Origin of the sequence: Klebsiella sp. CN_Kp075 (assembly GCF_040065055.2) — a bacterium.
Classification (GTDB): Bacteria; Pseudomonadota; Gammaproteobacteria; order Enterobacterales; family Enterobacteriaceae; genus Klebsiella; species Klebsiella aerogenes.
This window is the reverse complement of the sequence record NZ_CM198050.1, coordinates 349,944-367,449: the sequence shown is the minus strand read 5'-3', so window position 1 is coordinate 367,449 and position 17,506 is coordinate 349,944. Positions and strand designations below refer to the sequence as shown.

11 protein-coding genes are annotated in these 17,506 nt (G+C 57.2%); 5 read left to right on the top strand and 6 right to left on the bottom strand.

From position 1 onward, the window contains the following. Nucleotides 1-16: 16 nt before the first annotated feature. The 3 genes from gntX (at nt 17) to gntT (ending at nt 2,985) form a co-directional block, all read left to right on the top strand. Nucleotides 17-691: a DNA utilization protein GntX gene (gene gntX / locus ABLV78_RS01675; protein ID WP_047047951.1), complete on the top strand. Its 675-nt coding sequence runs from the start codon at nt 17-19 to the stop codon at nt 689-691. Nucleotides 692-749: 58 nt separating this feature from the next. Further along, nucleotides 750-1,325, top strand: coding sequence for a Fe-S biogenesis protein NfuA (gene nfuA / locus ABLV78_RS01670; RefSeq protein ID WP_015369356.1), 576 nt, complete (start codon nt 750-752; stop codon nt 1,323-1,325). 343 nt (nt 1,326-1,668) lie between these two features. Then, the gene (gntT, locus tag ABLV78_RS01665) at nt 1,669-2,985 is read left to right on the top strand and encodes a gluconate transporter (protein WP_015369355.1); all 1,317 of its coding nucleotides are present in this window, start codon (nt 1,669-1,671) and stop codon (nt 2,983-2,985) included. A gap of 448 nt (nt 2,986-3,433) precedes the next feature. On the opposite strand, the gene malQ is transcribed toward gntT, so the two are convergent. Both malQ and malP read right to left on the bottom strand, forming a co-directional pair. Next, nucleotides 3,434-5,509 carry a 4-alpha-glucanotransferase gene (gene malQ, locus ABLV78_RS01660; protein WP_047047948.1) on the bottom strand — a complete coding sequence of 692 codons (2,076 nt, stop codon included), beginning with the start codon at nt 5,507-5,509 and terminating at the stop codon, nt 3,434-3,436. Between the two features lie 10 nt (nt 5,510-5,519). Next, complete coding sequence (gene malP, locus ABLV78_RS01655) at nt 5,520-7,910, bottom strand: maltodextrin phosphorylase (protein ID WP_047047945.1); 2,391 nt, start codon at nt 7,908-7,910, stop codon at nt 5,520-5,522. Nucleotides 7,911-8,531: 621 nt separating this feature from the next. Here malP and malT point away from each other — a divergent pair. Next, nucleotides 8,532-11,237 (top strand): HTH-type transcriptional regulator MalT, encoded by a 2,706-nt coding sequence (malT, locus tag ABLV78_RS01650; protein ID WP_045394833.1) that lies wholly within the window; start codon nt 8,532-8,534, stop codon nt 11,235-11,237. A gap of 6 nt (nt 11,238-11,243) precedes the next feature. Here malT and ABLV78_RS01645 read toward each other — a convergent pair whose 3' ends face one another. Genes ABLV78_RS01645 through glpE form a run of 3 tightly spaced genes read right to left on the bottom strand, consistent with a single transcriptional unit; the run spans nt 11,244 to nt 13,234 of the window. Further along, a complete protein-coding gene (locus ABLV78_RS01645; protein WP_015369351.1) occupies nt 11,244-12,002 on the bottom strand; it encodes a DeoR/GlpR family transcriptional regulator in 759 nt (252 codons plus the stop codon). 19 nt (nt 12,003-12,021) lie between these two features. After that, on the bottom strand, nt 12,022-12,852 hold the full coding sequence (gene glpG / locus ABLV78_RS01640; protein WP_015703685.1) for a rhomboid family intramembrane serine protease GlpG: 831 nt from the start codon (nt 12,850-12,852) through the stop codon (nt 12,022-12,024). Nucleotides 12,853-12,904: 52 nt separating this feature from the next. Next, entirely contained in the window at nt 12,905-13,234 is a 330-nt protein-coding gene (gene glpE / locus ABLV78_RS01635) for a thiosulfate sulfurtransferase GlpE (RefSeq protein WP_015369349.1), read from the bottom strand. Between the two features lie 206 nt (nt 13,235-13,440). Between glpE and glpD the strand changes: the two genes are divergently transcribed. After that, on the top strand, nt 13,441-14,949 hold the full coding sequence (gene glpD / locus ABLV78_RS01630) for a glycerol-3-phosphate dehydrogenase (RefSeq protein WP_020077778.1): 1,509 nt from the start codon (nt 13,441-13,443) through the stop codon (nt 14,947-14,949). Nucleotides 14,950-15,044: 95 nt separating this feature from the next. Here the strand turns inward: glpD and glgP are convergent, their stop codons facing one another. Next, complete coding sequence (gene glgP, locus ABLV78_RS01625) at nt 15,045-17,492, bottom strand: glycogen phosphorylase (protein WP_047047942.1); 2,448 nt, start codon at nt 17,490-17,492, stop codon at nt 15,045-15,047. Nucleotides 17,493-17,506: the final 14 nt, after the last annotated feature.

Genomic DNA, 17,506 nt, shown 5'->3' with positions numbered 1-17,506 from the left:
CACTATGAGGGGAATTATGCTAACAGCACACGGCTTATGCTGGCTATGCCAAATGCCGCTGGCTATCGCTCACTGGGGGATTTGCTCGCGCTGCACCGCCTCGTTGCTCATCTCACAATCACTCTGCCCGCAGTGCGGCCTACCGGCATCGGCCTCTAACGTCCCCTGCGGACGCTGCCTGCAAAAACCGCCGCCCTGGCAGCGGCTGGTGACGGTGAATAGCTATGCCCCGCCGCTAAGCGGACTGGTACATCAGTTCAAGTTTGCCCCTCATCCGGAGTTGGGACCCGCGCTGGCGCGGCTGCTTCTTTTACGCCTGCGCCTTTACCGCGCGCTGCCGCCGGTGGACCGGATTATCAGCGTGCCTCTCTGGCAGCGCCGCCAGTGGCGTCGGGGATTTAACCAAAGCGAGGCGCTATGTCGCCCGCTGGCGCGGTGGATGGGCTGCGCCTGGCGCGGCGATGCGCTGACGCGAACCCGGCGTACCGCAACGCAGCACCAGTTAAGCGCCAGATTACGTAAGCAGAACCTGAAAAATGCGTTCCAGGTTGAATTATCCGTTCGGGGCCACCATATCGCCATTGTGGATGATGTCGTCACAACCGGAAGCACCGTCGCCGAGATTTCCCGCCTGCTTTTGCGAAACGGCGCCGCGACGGTTCAGGTATGGTGTGTGTGCCGTACCTTGTAGACCCCCGCTGATGGGCGTATTATAACCCAGTAAAATAGTCAACTATTAGGCCAACGCTATGATCCGTATTTCCGATGCTGCACAAGCGCACTTTGCCAAACTGCTGGCAAATCAGGAAGAAGGGACGCAAATTCGCGTATTTGTGATTAATCCCGGCACCCCAAACGCTGAGTGCGGCGTATCCTACTGCCCACCGGATGCGGTGGAAGACACCGACACGGCGCTGAAATTTGAACAGCTGACCGCGTATGTTGATGAACTCAGCGCCCCTTATCTGGAAGATGCTGAAATTGACTTCGTCACTGACCAACTCGGTTCCCAGCTGACGCTGAAAGCGCCGAACGCCAAAATGCGTAAGGTTTCTGACGATGCCCCGCTGATGGAGCGCGTCGAGTATCTGCTGCAGTCGCAGATCAACCCACAGCTGGCAGGCCACGGCGGCCGCGTTTCGCTGATGGAAATCACCGAAGACGGGCTGGCTATCCTGCAGTTCGGCGGCGGTTGCAACGGCTGCTCAATGGTCGACGTGACCCTGAAAGAAGGGATCGAAAAGCAACTGCTGAACGAATTCCCGGAGCTGAAAGGCGTGCGCGACCTGACCGAACACCAGCGCGGCGAGCACTCCTACTACTAAGCTTTCGCCTTCTCGCCCGGCAACAACCATTTGCCGGGTGAATTTCCCCTCCAGCATGTTACCGCGCAACATTTCTGACTAGTCGACACGTCAAAAACCCGGCAGAGAGTATGACTTAAGTCTCATATTTAAAATTTACCCCGTTCAGGGCATTCTCAAAGCTCACATGTTACCCGTATCATCCACGACAAGCACCACCGACAAAAAAATAGCCAGCTATCCTTTCTCTGGGTCAGGTATAAGCCAGCTTTACGGTGCCAGACATCCTTGTTCCTCTGCGGAACGGATACTGTAGATGTTCAGACTTTAACGTTACCCATAACAAGTTAAGGCCAGGTAAATCATGCCATTAGTCATCGTAGCTATCGGGGTTGCCCTGTTATTGTTGCTGATGATCCGTTTCAAAATGAACGGCTTCATCGCTCTGGTTCTGGTGGCGCTCGCCGTCGGATTAATGCAGGGTATGCCTCTGGATAAAGTCATCGTATCCATCAAAAACGGCGTCGGGGGCACGCTCGGCAGCCTCGCGCTGATCATGGGCTTCGGCGCCATGCTCGGTAAAATGCTGGCGGACTGCGGCGGCGCGCAGCGTATCGCCACCACCCTGATTGATAAATTCGGTAAAAAACATATTCAATGGGCCGTTGTACTGACCGGTTTCACCGTCGGTTTCGCCCTGTTCTATGAAGTCGGTTTCGTGCTGATGCTGCCGCTGGTCTTTACCATCGCCGCCTCCGCGCGTATCCCGCTGCTGTACGTTGGCGTACCGATGGCCGCGGCGCTCTCCGTCACCCACGGTTTCCTGCCGCCGCACCCGGGCCCGACCGCTATCGCGACAATTTTCCACGCCGATATGGGCAAAACGCTGCTCTACGGTACGATTCTGGCTATCCCGACGGTTATTCTCGCCGGCCCGGTTTTCGCCCGTTTCCTGAAAGGTATTGATAAGCCGATCCCGGAAGGCCTGCACAACCCGAAAACCTTCACCGAAGAAGAGATGCCGGGCTTTGGCGTCAGCGTCTGGACCTCTCTGGTACCGGTGATCCTGATGGCGATGCGCGCCGTCGCCGAGATGGTTCTGCCGAAGGGCCACGCCTTCCTGCCCGTTGCCGAGTTCTTCGGCGACCCGGTGATGGCGACCCTGATTGCGGTGCTGATCGCGCTGTTCACTTTCGGCCTGAACCGCGGCCGCTCCATGGAGCAGATCAACGATACGCTGACCTCCTCTATCAAAATCATTGCCATGATGCTGTTGATCATCGGCGGCGGTGGCGCCTTTAAGCAGGTGCTGGTGGATAGCGGCATGGATAAGTACATCGCCTCTATCATGCACGAATCCAATATGTCACCGCTGTTTATGGCGTGGTCTATTGCTGCGGTGCTGCGTATTGCACTGGGTTCGGCTACCGTTGCCGCTATCACCGCGGGTGGTATCGCCGCGCCGCTGATTGCCACCACCGGCGTCAGCCCGGAGCTGATGGTTATCGCCGTGGGTTCCGGTAGCGTCATCTTCTCGCACGTGAATGACCCAGGTTTCTGGCTGTTCAAAGAGTATTTCAACCTGACCATTGGCGAGACCATCAAGTCCTGGTCAGTGCTGGAAACCATCATTTCCGTGTGCGGCCTGGTTGGTTGTCTGCTGCTGGGGATGGTGGTGTAACCCTCCCTCCCTGAAATAAAAAAGGCCGGGTGCGCATCATACGCCCCGGCCTTTTTATTATTCGTTTCCCGGATAGCGGCTAACGCCTTATCCGGGCTACCCGCGGTGCCGTTTTTGTCGGGTGGCGGCTAGCGCCTTATCTGACCTACGGTCCGCGCGGCCTGCATTTAATTTATTCACCATGCTGGCTGAAACTGCAGGTGTTGGCGGCCTCAAAATCGCTGAGACGTTCCCGGAAGGCCGGGAGTACAGGGGGCGGCGGCGACTGGCCGCCCCCTGTGCGCTCCCTGCGCCAGGAGAGACATAACGCAGAAGAAATATCGGGAGCGCAATGTGCCCGGAATTAACACAAAGCACATGTTTTCCCCGACCAAAACCGTTGCAAACCGATAACAGTATCTACCAGTAGCCCCGGTAAGCGCAGCGCCACCGGGGAATTCTCTCTGGATTAGCGGGCCTTGCGGCGCTTATCCAGGTCTTTAATCAGCTTATTCACCTGCGCATCGGCAAACATCTGCTCGAGCGTCACGGTAAGCTTACGCCGCCAGTTGGGATACTCGGTACTGGTGCCCGGGATGTTGACCGGTGAAGCCATCTCCAGCCAATCTTCCGGCTGCAGCCCAAGCAGGGCGCTGTTGCTGTCGGCGATATAGCGCTGCATCCCGCGATTGAGCGTTGAGGTCATCGCCATCAGCGAGGCTTTATGTCCGGCGCGCTTCGGCAAACAGCCGTGCCGATGCAGCGCATCCAGCAACCCCTGCTTCGCTTGTTCGCGATCGGCATATAATCCGCGCAGCACCACTTCATCCGGATACAGGCCCAGCGTCTTCCCAAGCGTCAAATCGCCGCTCTCCCAATAACCGCGCAGCGTCGGTAGATCGTGGGTCGTCGCGACCGCCATCGACTGTTGCGGATAAGCCTTCGGCGCGCGGAACGTTTTATCAGGGCCATTCTCGAAGTAGAGCACTTTGTACGAGTAGACCCCGCTTTTGCGCAGCTTGCCGACGATTTCGACCGGTACGGTGCCCAGGTCTTCGCCGATCACCATGCAGCGGTGCCGCTGGCTCTCCAGCGCCAGGATCGCCAGCAGGTCATCCACGGGATACTGCACATAGGCGCCGTGGTCGGCGGTTTCGCCATACGGTATCCACCACAAACGCAGCACCGACATCACGTGGTCAATACGTAACGCGCCGCAGTTTTGCATATTCGCCCGTAGCAGTTCGATAAACGGCTCGTAGGCGCGGGCAACCATGACGTGCGGATCCATCGGCGGCAGGCCCCAGTTCTGTCCCAGCGGGCCGAGGATGTCCGGCGGCGCGCCGACGGAAGCCTTCAGGCAATACAGCTCGCGATCGCACCACGTCTCCGATCCGCCTTCGGCGACGCCGACCGCCAGATCGCGATACAGGCCAATCGGCATCCCGTCCTGCTGGCTGGTGTGCCAGCAGGCGGCGAACTGCGTATAAGCCAGCCATTGCAACCATAGATAGAAGCTCACCTCATCGGCATGCTCCGCACAGAAGGCTTTCACCTGCGGGCTGCTCGTACTCTGATACGCCTCCGGCCATGCCGGCCAACCCCAGCGCATTGGATCCTGCTGGCTTTGCCAGGCATGCAGCGCATCAAACGCCGCCTGCCAGTAGAGACTTTCTCCCTCGCGCAGCACGAACTGGCGGAACTCCGCCATCTGCTCGTCTTCACGCTTAGAAAACTCAGCCCACGCCAGACGCAGCGCGGTCAGCTTCAGCGCGGTGACGGCGGTATAATCGACATCAGCGGTCTGCCGCGCGGTCTGCAAGGCCTGCTGGGTTTCCGCAAGCTGCCACCATGCCTGCGCGGCAGGGCTACGCTGGAAATCTTCCACCGCGTTGACGTCGATATAGATGACGTTGAGCCAGCGGCGCGATGACGGACTGTACGGGCTGGCGCTCTCCGGGTTCGCCGGATAGAGCGCGTGAATCGGGTTGAGGCCGATAAACGCGCCGCCGCGACGGGCGATTTCCGGCAGCATGGCGCGTAGATCGCCGAAGTCGCCGATGCCCCAGTTATTCTCAGAACGCAGGGTGTAAAGCTGTACGCAGGCGCCCCATAGCTTTTTGCCCTCTTTGAGCGCCTGCGGTTCGTAGCAACGCGCCGGGGCGACGATCGCCCGGCAGTGCCAGCGTTCGCCGTCCCGCGTGAGGGTCAGGGTGTGATAGCCCGTCGGCAATCGCCCCGGCAGGGTGAGCGCTTCGCCGCCGCACGTCTCGCCCTGATACTGCTTACCTTCTTCGGTCGTCAGCAGCCAATGAAACGCGCCGCTTCCCGCGACCGACAGCTGCATTTTTTTACCGTGGGTAAAAACCTTGACGCTGGGCAGCGGTTCTACCGCCGCTTTCGCGGCAGTAGACGTACGATGCATAGCATCCAGCAAACGTTGTTTGGTGGCCGCCGCGATCGACTGCGGCTGCCCGTGCGCGTTGATATAGCTGGGGCTGATCCCCGCCGCCAGCGCGGCGTTATCAAGGCGTTTATTCTCCATAGGCCTGTCCTTAGCGTTTTGCCTGCCAGATACGTTGCTGATAATCACGGATAGAACGGTCGGAGCTGAACATGCCACAGCGCGCGGTGTTGAGGATCGCCGCACGGGTCCAGGCTTCCTGGTCGCGATACAGTTCATCCACCTGCTTCTGCGCCGCGACGTAAGCGCTAAAGTCAGCCAGCACCAGGTACGGATCGCCGCCTTGCAGCAGGCTATGCAGCATCTGATCAAAGGCGTGTTTGTCGCCGCCGCTATATTTTCCGCTCTCCAGCTCTTTCAGCACCGCGTCCAGCAGTTTATCTTTTTTGCGCCATTTCAGCGGATCGTAGCCTTTCGTTTTCAGCGCCTTAACTTCTTCTACGGTATGGCCGAAGATAAAGATATTGTCCTCGCCAACCTGCTCGGCGATTTCAACGTTGGCGCCGTCAAGGGTGCCGACGGTCAGCGCGCCATTCAGCGCCAGCTTCATGTTGCCGGTACCGGAGGCCTCTTTACCCGCCGTAGAAATCTGCTCGGAGACGTCCGCCGCCGGGATCAGCATTTCCGCCGCCGATACGCAGTAATCCGGCAGGAAGACCACTTTTAGCTTATCGCCCACCAGCGGATCGTTGTTGATCGCCTCGGCCACCTTGTTGATCGCCAGAATAATATTCTTCGCCAGGTAGTAGCCCGGCGCCGCTTTGGCGCCAAACAGGAAGACGCGCGGTACGCGGTCGGCCTGCGGGTTTTCGCGGATCTCTTTATACTGCGCCAGAATATTCAGCAGGTTGAGGTGCTGGCGTTTGTACTCGTGCAGACGCTTAATCTGGATATCGAAAATCGCCTGCGGGTTGATGTCGATACCGGTACGCCGCTTCACGAACTCAGCGAGACGCACTTTATTCGCCTGCTTAATGTCGCGATAAACCTGACGGAATTTGGCATCGTCGGCGTACTTCTCCAGCTTGATCAACTGGTCGAGATCGTTGGCCCACTCTTTCTTCAGCGTCTTATCGAGCAGGGCAGCGAGCGCCGGATTACACTGTTTAATCCAGCGACGCGGCGTAATGCCGTTGGTCACGTTATGGAATTTGTTCGGCCACAGCTGGTGATATTCCGGGAACAGATCCTTCACCACCAGATCGGAGTGCAGCGCCGCGACGCCGTTGACCGCAAAGCCGCTCACCACGCACATGTTGGCCATGCGAACCTGTTTATCATGGACCACCGCCAGCTTCGCCCACACCTGCTTATCGCCCGGCCAGGTTTTCTCCACCAGCAGTTTAAATCTGTCGTTAATCTCTTTGATTATCTGCATATGACGCGGCAGCAGCGCCTTCACCAGCTTCTCATCCCAGCACTCCAGCGCTTCCGGCATCAGGGTATGGTTGGTGTAAGCGAAGGTTTTGCTGGTGATGGCCCACGCATCGTCCCAGCTCATCTGGTGCTCATCAATCAGCACGCGCAGCAGTTCCGGGATGGCGATGGTCGGGTGGGTGTCGTTCAACTGGATCACTTCATAATCCGCCAGCTGATGCAGCTTGCGGCCAGCCAGATGGTGGCGACGCAGAATGTCCGCCACCGAGCAGGCGCACTGGAAGTACTGCTGCATCAGGCGCAGTTTTTTCCCCGCCAGGTGGTTGTCATTCGGATACAGCACCTTGGTCAATTTTTCGGCGTCGATACCCTGTTGCTCCGCGCGCAGGAAATCGCCGTCGTTGAATTTGGTCAGGTTGAACGGATGGGCATGTTTCGCCTGCCACAGGCGCAGCGGTTGCGCGACGTTATTGCGATAGCCAAGCACCGGTAAATCCCAGGCTTCGCCGGTAATCACGAAAGCCGGTTGCCATTCGCCGCTTTTGCTGACTTTACCGCCGATACCCACCTGCACATCCAGCGCTTCGTTGTGGCGGAACCACGGATAGCTGCCGCGTCCCCAGTCATCCGGCGCTTCCATCTGCTGGCCGTCAGCGAAGGATTGACGGAACAGACCGTATTGGTAGTTCAGGCCGTAACCGGTCGCCGACTGGCCAACGGTGGCCATAGAATCCAGGAAGCAGGCCGCCAGACGGCCCAGGCCGCCGTTGCCCAGCGCCGGATCGGTCTCTTCTTCCAGCAGGTCGGTCAGCTGAATGTCATACGCCTTCAGCGTCTCGCTCACTCCTTCATACCAGCCCAGGTTGAGCAGGTTATTACCGGTCAGGCGACCGATCAGGAACTCCATCGAAATGTAGTTAACGTGGCGCTGTCCTTTAACGGCTTCCGCCGCCGGTTGCGCCGCCAAAAGCTCCGCCAGCGCGCCGCTGACCGCGCGCCACCACTGGCGTTGAGTCATCTCTGCGGCTGACGATAAACCGAAACGCTGCCACTGACGCGTCAGTGCAGCCTGAAACTGAGCCTGGTTAAAAGAAGTCTGTGACATAAGAAATCCTGGTCCTTTACTAAAACGTTAGCCTTAGTGTGCCGACCTCCTGATGCCGCTGCCTCCTCCCGAGGGGGATTAGACAGGGAGGAGTAGCGGGGATGAGCGAAAATTGTGATCGCGGCCACTTTAACGTTAGCTCGTCGTCGGGAATTCGCCGCCTTATTGCGCGTGTAGAACAATAATTTCGCCAGCGCGACGAACGGCAAATTTGTTACAGCGCAATTCATATCGCCAGGCAAAATTTGCTCGTACCATTATCGTGAAATAAAAAACAAACAACTGACAGAATAAAAAGATGCCATGACAAAAATACGTGAAATAGATTAACCCTAAGAATCCACTGACGATAATTTAATAAAAACAATCAACTACGAAAAACACTGTGTAAAGTAATTTCGTCCCGGACGAAACCGTCGTAAACCGAGGCATGGCGCGTACTGGTACCGGTTTAAAGCTAATTAAAAACCGAAGCGAGAAATTGTGACCCAGAGCAAATTCAAGAGCATCAATTTTGGACATAACTTGCAATAACTTTCATTATCGCCGACCTTAGGAGTCATTAATTACGAAGCGCAAAAAAAATCCCCATCCCTTTCTTGCACAGCGAAAAAGTGAACTATGTTGATTCCGTCAAAATTAAGTCGTCCATCCCGTCTTGAACACACTGTGGTTCGCGAACGGTTGCTGGCGAAACTTTCCGGCGCGAACAATTATCGTCTCGCGTTGGTGACCAGCCCGGCAGGTTACGGCAAAACCACGCTCGTTTCGCAGTGGGCTTCGGGTAAGCATGACCTTGGCTGGTTTTCGCTCGATGAAGGCGATAATCAACAAGAGCGCTTCGCCAGCTATCTGATTGCGGCGATTCAACAGGCGACAGGCGGCCACTGCGCCGCCAGCGAAGCCATGGTGCAAAAGCGCCAGTACGCCAGCCTGCCGTCGCTGTTTGCGCAGCTGTTTATTGAGCTTGCCGACTGGCAGCGTCCGCTGTACCTGGTCATTGATGATTATCACCTGATTACCAATCCGGTGATCCACGACGCCATGCGCTTCTTCTTGCGCCATCAGCCAGAGACCATGACGCTGGTAGTGCTGTCGCGCAACCTGCCGCAGTTGGGGATCGCCAATCTGCGGGTGCGCGAGCAGTTACTGGAAATCGGCAGCCAACAGCTGGCTTTTACTCATCAGGAGGCGAAACAGTTCTTTGACTGCCGTCTCGCCTCCCCCATTGAAGCCGATGACAGCAGTCGCCTGTGCGATGACGTCGCCGGCTGGGCCACCGCCCTGCAGCTCATCGCCCTCTCCGCCCGGCAGAAAAACACCTCAGCCCAGCACTCCGCCCGTCGTCTCGCCGGGATTAACGCCAGCCACCTTTCCGACTATCTGGTCGATGAAGTGCTGGATAACGTCGATGCCCGTACCCGCAGCTTCTTGTTAAAAAGCTCGCTGCTGCGCTCGATGAATGACGCGCTTATCGTCCGCGTCACCGGCGAAGAGAACGGCCAGATGCAGCTGGAAGAGATCGAACGTCAGGGGCTGTTCCTGCACCGAATGGATGACTCCGGCGAGTGGTTCCGCTATCACCCGCTATTCGGCAACTTCCTGCGCCAGCGCTGTCAGTGGGAAATGGCCACCGAGCTACCGGAAATTCACCGCGCCGCCGCCGAAGCGTGGATGGCGCAGGGATTCCCCACCGAAGCCATCCATCATGCGCTTGCCGCTGGCGATGCCGCCATGCTGCGCGATATTTTGCTCAACCACGCCTGGGGCATGTTCAACCACAGCGAGCTGGGTCTGCTGGAACAATCGCTGGCGGCGCTGCCGTGGTCGAACCTGCTGGAAAACCCGCGGCTGATCCTGCTGCAGGCCTGGCTGATGCAGAGCCAGCATCGCTATAGCGAAGTGAATACCCTGCTGGCCCGCGCCGAACAGGAGATGGATGTCGAAATGGATACCGCGATGCACGGCGATTTCAACGCCCTGCGCGCGCAGGTCGCAATCAACGCCGGCGATCAGGACGAAGCCGAGCGTCTGGCAATGGTGGCGCTGGATGAACTGCCGCTGGCGAGCTATTACAGCCGCATCGTCGCCACTTCCGTTCACGGCGAAGTGCTGCACTGCAAAGGCCACCTGAGCAAATCGCTGGCGGTGATGCAGCAAACAGAACAGATGGCTCGCCGTCATGACGTCTGGCACTACGCCCTGTGGAGCATGATCCAGCAGAGCGAGATTCTGTTTGCCCAGGGCTTCCTGCAGGCGGCATGGGAGATTCAGGATAAAGCTTTCCAGCTTATCCGCGATCAGCATCTTGAACAGCTGCCGATGCATGAGTTCCTGTTGCGCATCCGCGCGCAGCTGCTGTGGGCATGGGCGCGTCTTGATGAAGCAGAAGAGAGCGCCCGCAGCGGCATCGCGGTGCTGGCAAACTACCAGCCGCAACAGCAGCTGCAGTGCCTGGCGCTGATGGTGCAGTGCTCGCTGGCGCGCGGCGATCTCGACAACGCCCGCAGCTTATTAAACCGACTGGAGAATCTGCTGGGCAACGGCCACTATCACAGCGACTGGGTTTCCAACGCCGACAAAGTACGGGTGATCTACTGGCAGATGACCGGCGATAAAACCGCAGCGGCCAACTGGCTGCGCCAGACGCCGAAACCTGAATTCGCTAATAACCACTTCCTGCAAAGCCAGTGGCGCAACATTGCCCGCGCGCAGATCCTGCTCGGTGATTTTGATTCCGCCGAAATGGTGCTGGAAGAGTTAAATGAAAACGCCCGCTCGCTGCGGCTGATGAGCGATATCAACCGTAACCTGCTGCTGTTGAACCAGCTGTACTGGCAGGCGGATCGCAAGGGTGAGGCGCAAAAAGTGTTAATGGAAGCCTTAACCCTCGCTAACCGCACCGGCTTTATTAACCACTTCGTGATTGAAGGGGAAGCCATGGCCCAGCAGCTGCGCCAGCTGATTCAACTGAATACGCTGCCGGAGCTTGAGCAGCACCGCGCGCAGCGCATCCTGCGCGATATTAACCAGCATCATCGACATAAATTCGCCCACTTCGACGAGAGCTTCGTCGAACGGCTGTTAAACCACCCGGAAGTGCCGGAGCTTATCCGCACCAGCCCGCTGACCCAGCGCGAGTGGCAGGTGTTAGGGTTAATCTATTCCGGTTACAGCAACGAGCAGATCGCCGGCGAACTGGATGTCGCGGCCACCACGATTAAAACGCATATTCGCAATCTGTATCAGAAACTGGGCGTCGCGCACCGCCAGGATGCCGTTCAGCATGCCCAGCGGTTGCTCAAAATGATGGGATACGGCGTATAACGCCGTTTAGCAAAGCTCCAGCTGCAGGTTGTTGTCTTTAATCACCTTCAGCACGCCTGCGGGCGGCATGATATCGGTATAAACCGCATCGACCATACTAATGCTGCCCATGTTCACCATCGCATTACGCCCAAACTTCGAGTGATCCACCACCAGCATCACGTGGCGCGAGTTTTCGATAATCGCCCGCTTGGTGCGCACTTCATGGTAATCAAACTCCAGCAGCGAACCGTCGCTATCAATGCCGCTAATACCGAGAATGCCGAAGTCGAGGCGGAACTGGGAGATAAAATCGAGCGTCGCTTCGCCGATGATCCCGCCGTCGCGGCTGCGTAGCTCGCCGCCGGCAAGGATAATGCGAAAATCATCTTTCACCATCAGCGTATTTGCGACGTTGAGATTGTTGGTCACAATCCGCAGGTCATTATGGTCGAGCAACGCGTGGGCCACCGCTTCCGGCGTTGTGCCGATATCGATAAACAGGGTTGCGCCGTCGGGGATTTCGCTCGCCACTTTCCGCGCGATACGCTCTTTTTCCGCCGTCTGGGTCGCTTTCCTGTCGTGCCACGAGGTGTTGACCGAGCTGGAAGGCATCGCCGCGCCGCCGTGGTGGCGCAGGATCATTTTTTGTTCCGCTAAATCATTCAGGTCGCGACGAATAGTCTGCGGGCTGACGGCAAACTGCTCCACCAGTTCTTCGGTACTGACGTATCCCTGTTTTTTTACCAGCTCGATAATCGCGTCATGACGTTGTGTTTGTTTCATGAAATATCCCTGGGAATCTCTACGTTCGTTTTCGCACATTTAGCGTATCGACAAACGCCATCGCCAGCCCGACTGCCAGGCCCGCCACGTGCGCGCCATTGGCGATCGACATGCCGAAAACATCAAACCATCCTGCCACTAACCACACTAAAGAGAAGAGGATCAGACCACGCTGCAGATAAATACCGCTCTGCGGGTCGCGCTCGCCGCGCAGCCAGACATAGCCCATTAATGCATAGACTACCCCCGACAAACCGCCGAACCACGGGCCGCTAACCTGATGCTGGACGAATCCGCTCAGCAGAGCGCTGATAATGGTAATCACCACCAGCTTACCGCTACCGATGCGCTTCTCCACCGCACCGCCGAGGTACCACCACCATAGCAGGTTAAACAGAATATGCATCAGCGAGAAGTGCATGAAAGCGTGGGTAAGATAGCGCCAGGCTTCGAATTTCAGCGAAGGATCGTAGGGCCAGGCAAGCCAGATCATCATCGTCTGATCGCCCAGAACGTTTTGCAGTATGAAGACCAGGATACAGGCCAGCAAAATCGCCCACGTAAACGGCCCGGCGTTGTTACGCAGGGTAGCTAAAAACGGGAAGCGTTGGTAATGCAATCCGCTATTGGTATGCCCCGATTGCCAGCTGGCGGCGAGATAGCGTGGGTCGGCCGGGTTTTCGAGAAAACGGGCCAGCTCGGCCTGCACCCGCGCGGCCTGGCTTTCATCTGCCAGCCAGACATCGCTCTGCGTGTGCTGTTGGATAGTCAGGATGACCCCCTGCGTCGCCATATAGTCGACAAACGCCTGGGCCACGCGCGGGTTGGCAAAAGAGGTAATCATTAACATACAGCGGATCGCTTATTCCACACAAAGGGGGCTAGTATATACCGTACCGCGCTTATAGCGAGCCGTGCGCGACTTCCGCCGGGAAATGACGATGCCAGGCGTCAAAACCGCCATCGACGCTGTAGACGTTCTCGAAGCCCTGCTGCAGCAGATACTGCGCGGCGCCTTTACTGCTGTTGCCGTGGTAGCACATCACCATCACCGGCGTCTCAAAATCGTTATCGCGCATAAAAGCGCCCAGGGTATCGTTGGTCAGATGAAACGCGCCCGGCGTGTGCCCCATGGCATAGCTTTGCGGGTCGCGGATATCGACCAGCACCGCCTTCTGCTGATGCAGTTTCTGATGCGCTTCTTCTACATTGATACATTCAAATTGTTCCATGATTCTCTTCTCTATTGCACTTCATGACGGGCGGTGACCGACCCTGATTTTACCCGCTAGTGTACCGTCAGGCGGTAAATAAACGCCAATATGTTACATGCATCACTCTGAAATGTTTTTTTGATGTTACCAAAAGCGCGTTTGTTTGCTATAGTGAGCGATATCGAACATTTATGAGCTTAAACGAAAGCGAACGAGGTGCGAGCGTGGAAATCAAAGATCTGATTGTGATAGGCGGAGGCATCAACGGTGCCGGTATCGCGGCAGACGCCGCCGGGCGCGGTTTATCCGTGCTGATGCTGGAAGCGAGAGACCTTGCCTGCGCCACCTCAAGCGCCAGCTCGAAACTGATTCACGGCGGCCTGCGCTATCTGGAACACTACGAATTCCGCCTGGTCAGCGAAGCGCTGGCGGAGCGCGAGGTGTTATTAAAAATGGCGCCGCATTTGGCCTTCCCGATGCGCTTCCGCTTACCGCATCGCCCGCATCTGCGCCCGGCGTGGATGATTCGTATCGGTCTGTTTTTATACGATCACCTCGGCAAACGTACCAGCCTGCCGGGCTCGACCGGTTTGCGCTTTGGCGCGGAATCGGTACTTAAGCCGGAAATCGTGCGCGGTTTCGAATATTCCGACTGCTGGGTCGACGATGCGCGTCTGGTTCTTGCCAACGCCCAGATGGTGGTACGTAAAGGCGGCGAAGTTCGCACCCGCACCCGCGCTATCTCGGCAAAACGCGAAAACGGCCTGTGGGTGGTGGAAGCGGAAGATATCGATAGCGGCGAAAAATTCACCTGGCACGCGCGCGGTCTGGTTAACGCTACCGGCCCGTGGGTGAAACATTTCTTCGACGAAGGCATGCATCTGCGCTCGCCGTATGGCATCCGCCTGATCAAAGGCAGCCATATCGTGGTGCCGCGCGTACACACCCAGAAGCAGGCCTATATCCTGCAAAACGAAGATAAACGTATCGTGTTTGTCATCCCGTGGATGGATGAGTTCTCGATTATCGGCACCACCGACGTCGAGTACAACGGCGATCCGAAAGAGGTGGCGATCGATGATAAAGAGATCAACTACCTGCTGAACGTCTACAACGCGCACTTTAAAAAGACGCTGTCGCGCGACGATATCGTCTGGACTTACTCCGGCGTGCGTCCGCTGTGCGACGATGAATCCGACTCACCGCAGGCGATTACCCGCGACTATACGCTCGATATTCACGATGAGAACGGTCAGGCGCCGCTGCTGTCGGTATTCGGCGGCAAGCTCACCACCTACCGTAAACTGGCGGAACATGCGCTGGAAAAACTGACGCCGTATTATCAGGGGATTGGCCCGGCGTGGACCAAAACCGCCGTTCTGCCCGGCGGCGATATCGGCGGCGACCGCGACGACTATGCGGCGAAACTGCGCCGTCGCTTCGCGTTTATCAGCGAATCAATGGCCCGCCACTACGCCCGCACCTACGGCAGCAACAGCGAGTGGATCCTTGGCGAAGCGACTTCGCTTGCCGATCTGGGAGAAGATTTTGGCCACGAGTTTTATGAAGCCGAGCTGAAGTACCTGGTCGAACACGAGTGGGTTCGCAGCCTGGATGACGCTATCTGGCGCCGTACCAAACAGGGGATGTGGCTGAATGCCGAGCAGCAGGCGCGTATCAGCGAGTGGCTGGCGCAACATACGGGAAAGTCTGAACTGTCGTTAGCGTCCTGACATACCCCGGGCGGCGGCTGACGCCTGGCCCGGGCTACATCACCGCACACACAAAAACGGGGCCTACTGGCCCCGTTTTGCTGATGCTTAACCGATTACAAACGAACCGGGTCGATATGCCAGATATGTTTGGCGTACTCCTGGATCGTGCGGTCGGATGAGAAATAGCCCATGTTGGCGATGTTCATCATCGCTTTATTGGCCCACTCCTCCGGATGGCGGTATAGCTCGTCCACCTTATCCTGGCAATCAACGTAGCTGCGGTAGTCCGCCAGTACCTGATAGTGGTCGCCGAAGTTGATCAGTGAATCCAGCAGGTCGCGGTAGCGACCAGGCTCCGACGGGCTGAACAGGCCGGTGCCAATCTGCGTCAACGCCTGATGCAGCTCCTCATCCTGCTCATAGTAGTCGCGCGGTTTATAGCCGTTGCTGCGCAGGGCTTCCACCTGTTCCGCGGTATTACCGAAGATAAAGATATTGTCCTCGCCGACGTGCTCCAGCATCTCGACGTTAGCGCCATCCAGCGTACCAATGGTCAGTGCGCCGTTGAGCGCAAACTTCATATTACTGGTACCGGACGCTTCCGTTCCCGCCAGCGAGATCTGCTCGGAGAGATCCGCCGCCGGGATAATCAGCTGCGCCAGGCTCACGCTGTAGTTGGGGATAAACACCACTTTCAGCTTATCGCCAATCTGCGGATCGTTGTTCACCACCGCCGCCACATCGTTGATCAGATGAATAATATGCTTCGCCATATAGTAGGCCGACGCGGCCTTACCGGCGAAGATATTTACTCGCGGCACCCACTCCGCCTGCGGATCGGCTTTGATCCGGTTGTAGCGGGTGATGACGTGCAGGATATTCATCAGCTGGCGTTTATATTCGTGGATGCGTTTGATCTGCACATCAAACAGCGCCTTAGGATTGACCACCACGTTCAACTGCTGGGCGATATAGTTCGCCAGCCGCTGCTTATTCTCAAGCTTGGCGCGGCGCACCGCCTGGTTCACCGTCGGGTAATCAATATGCTGTAGCAGATCGCTCAACTGGCTTAAGTCGGTGCGCCAGGTGTGGCCGATATTCTCATCCAGCACCTGCGACAGCGGCGGGTTCGCCAACGCCAGCCAGCGCCGCGGCGTGACGCCGTTGGTGACGTTGGTAAAGCGCATCGGGAAAATCTTCGCAAACTCGGCAAACAGCGACTCGACCATTAAGCGCGAATGCAGCTCGGATACGCCGTTGACTTTATGGCTGACGACAACCGCCAGCCACGCCATGCGCACCCGGCGCCCATTCGATTCATCAATGATGGAGGTACGGCTGAGCAGCGCGGTATCGTTGGGATACTGCTCCTGCAGCGTCTTGAGGAAGTAATCGTTAATCTCGAAGATAATCTGCAGATGGCGCGGCAGGATTTTCCCCAGCATATCGACCGGCCAGGTCTCCAGCGCTTCGCTCATCAACGTATGGTTGGTATAGGAGAAAACCTGACAGGTCACCTCAAAAGCTTCATCCCAGCTAAATTTGTGCTCATCGATCAGCAGACGCATCAGCTCAGGGATCGACAGCACCGGGTGGGTGTCATTGAGGTGAATGGCGATTTTTGCCGCCAGATTGTCGTAGGTGCGGTGCAGCTGGTAGTGGCGGCTGAGGATATCCTGTACCGTCGCCGAGACCAGGAAATACTCCTGACGCAGGCGCAGCTCGCGCCCGGAATAGGTGGAGTCGTCCGGATAAAGTACCCGCGAAACGTTCTCGGAGTGGTTCTTATCTTCCACCGCTGCGAAGTAGTCGCCCTGGTTGAATTTACCGAGGTTGATTTCGCTACTGGCCTGCGCGCTCCACAACCGCAGGGTGTTGGTGGCATCGGTATCGAAACCGGGGATAATCTGATCGTAGGCTTCGGCGATAATCTCTTCGGTCTCTATCCAGCGGGTATTTTTTCCTTCCTGCTGCACGCGGCCGCCGAAACGCACTTTATAGCGCGTATTGTGCCGTTCGAACTCCCACGGGTTGCCGTACTCCAGCCAGTAATCCGGCGACTCTTTCTGTCGCCCGTCGACGATGTTCTGCTTGAACATCCCATAATCGTAGCGGATACCGTAGCCGCGGCCCGGCAGACCCAGCGTCGCCAGCGAATCGAGGAAGCAGGCGGCCAGGCGCCCTAAACCGCCGTTGCCTAAGCCGGGGTCGTTTTCTTCATCAATAAGCTCTTCCAGATCGAGCCCCATATCGGCCAGCGCATTATTCACATCTTCATAAATCCCTAACGACAACAGCGCGTTAGAGAGGGTGCGGCCAATCAAAAACTCCATCGACAGATAGTAAACCTGCCGCACTTCCTGCGACAGCTGGGCGCGGTTTGAACGCAGCCAGCGCTCGACCATGCGGTCGCGAACGGCGAACAGGGTGGCATTCAGCCATTCGTGTTTGTTGGCGATCGCCGGATCTTTGCCGATGATAAACATCAGCTTATACGCGATAGAATGCTTTAACGCCTCAACGCTCAGCGTGGGTGATGCATAACTAAAGGGTGCATTCATAGCCATAGCTCCTG

Excerpts from the sequence above, each read along its gene's own strand:
- ABLV78_RS01645 (WP_015369351.1), bottom strand. The coding sequence starts at position 12,002 with ATGAAACAAACACAACGTCATGACGCGATTATCGAGCTGGTAAAAAAA.
- malQ (WP_047047948.1), bottom strand. The coding sequence starts at position 5,509 with ATGGAGAATAAACGCCTTGATAACGCCGCGCTGGCGGCGGGGATCAGC.
- nfuA (WP_015369356.1), top strand. The coding sequence starts at position 750 with ATGATCCGTATTTCCGATGCTGCACAAGCGCACTTTGCCAAACTGCTG.
- glpG (WP_015703685.1), bottom strand. The coding sequence starts at position 12,852 with ATGTTAATGATTACCTCTTTTGCCAACCCGCGCGTGGCCCAGGCGTTT.
- malT (WP_045394833.1), top strand. The coding sequence starts at position 8,532 with ATGTTGATTCCGTCAAAATTAAGTCGTCCATCCCGTCTTGAACACACT.
- malP (WP_047047945.1), bottom strand. The coding sequence starts at position 7,910 with ATGTCACAGACTTCTTTTAACCAGGCTCAGTTTCAGGCTGCACTGACG.
- gntX (WP_047047951.1), top strand. The coding sequence starts at position 17 with ATGCTAACAGCACACGGCTTATGCTGGCTATGCCAAATGCCGCTGGCT.
- glgP (WP_047047942.1), bottom strand. The coding sequence starts at position 17,492 with ATGAATGCACCCTTTAGTTATGCATCACCCACGCTGAGCGTTGAGGCG.
- gntT (WP_015369355.1), top strand. The coding sequence starts at position 1,669 with ATGCCATTAGTCATCGTAGCTATCGGGGTTGCCCTGTTATTGTTGCTG.
- glpE (WP_015369349.1), bottom strand. The coding sequence starts at position 13,234 with ATGGAACAATTTGAATGTATCAATGTAGAAGAAGCGCATCAGAAACTG.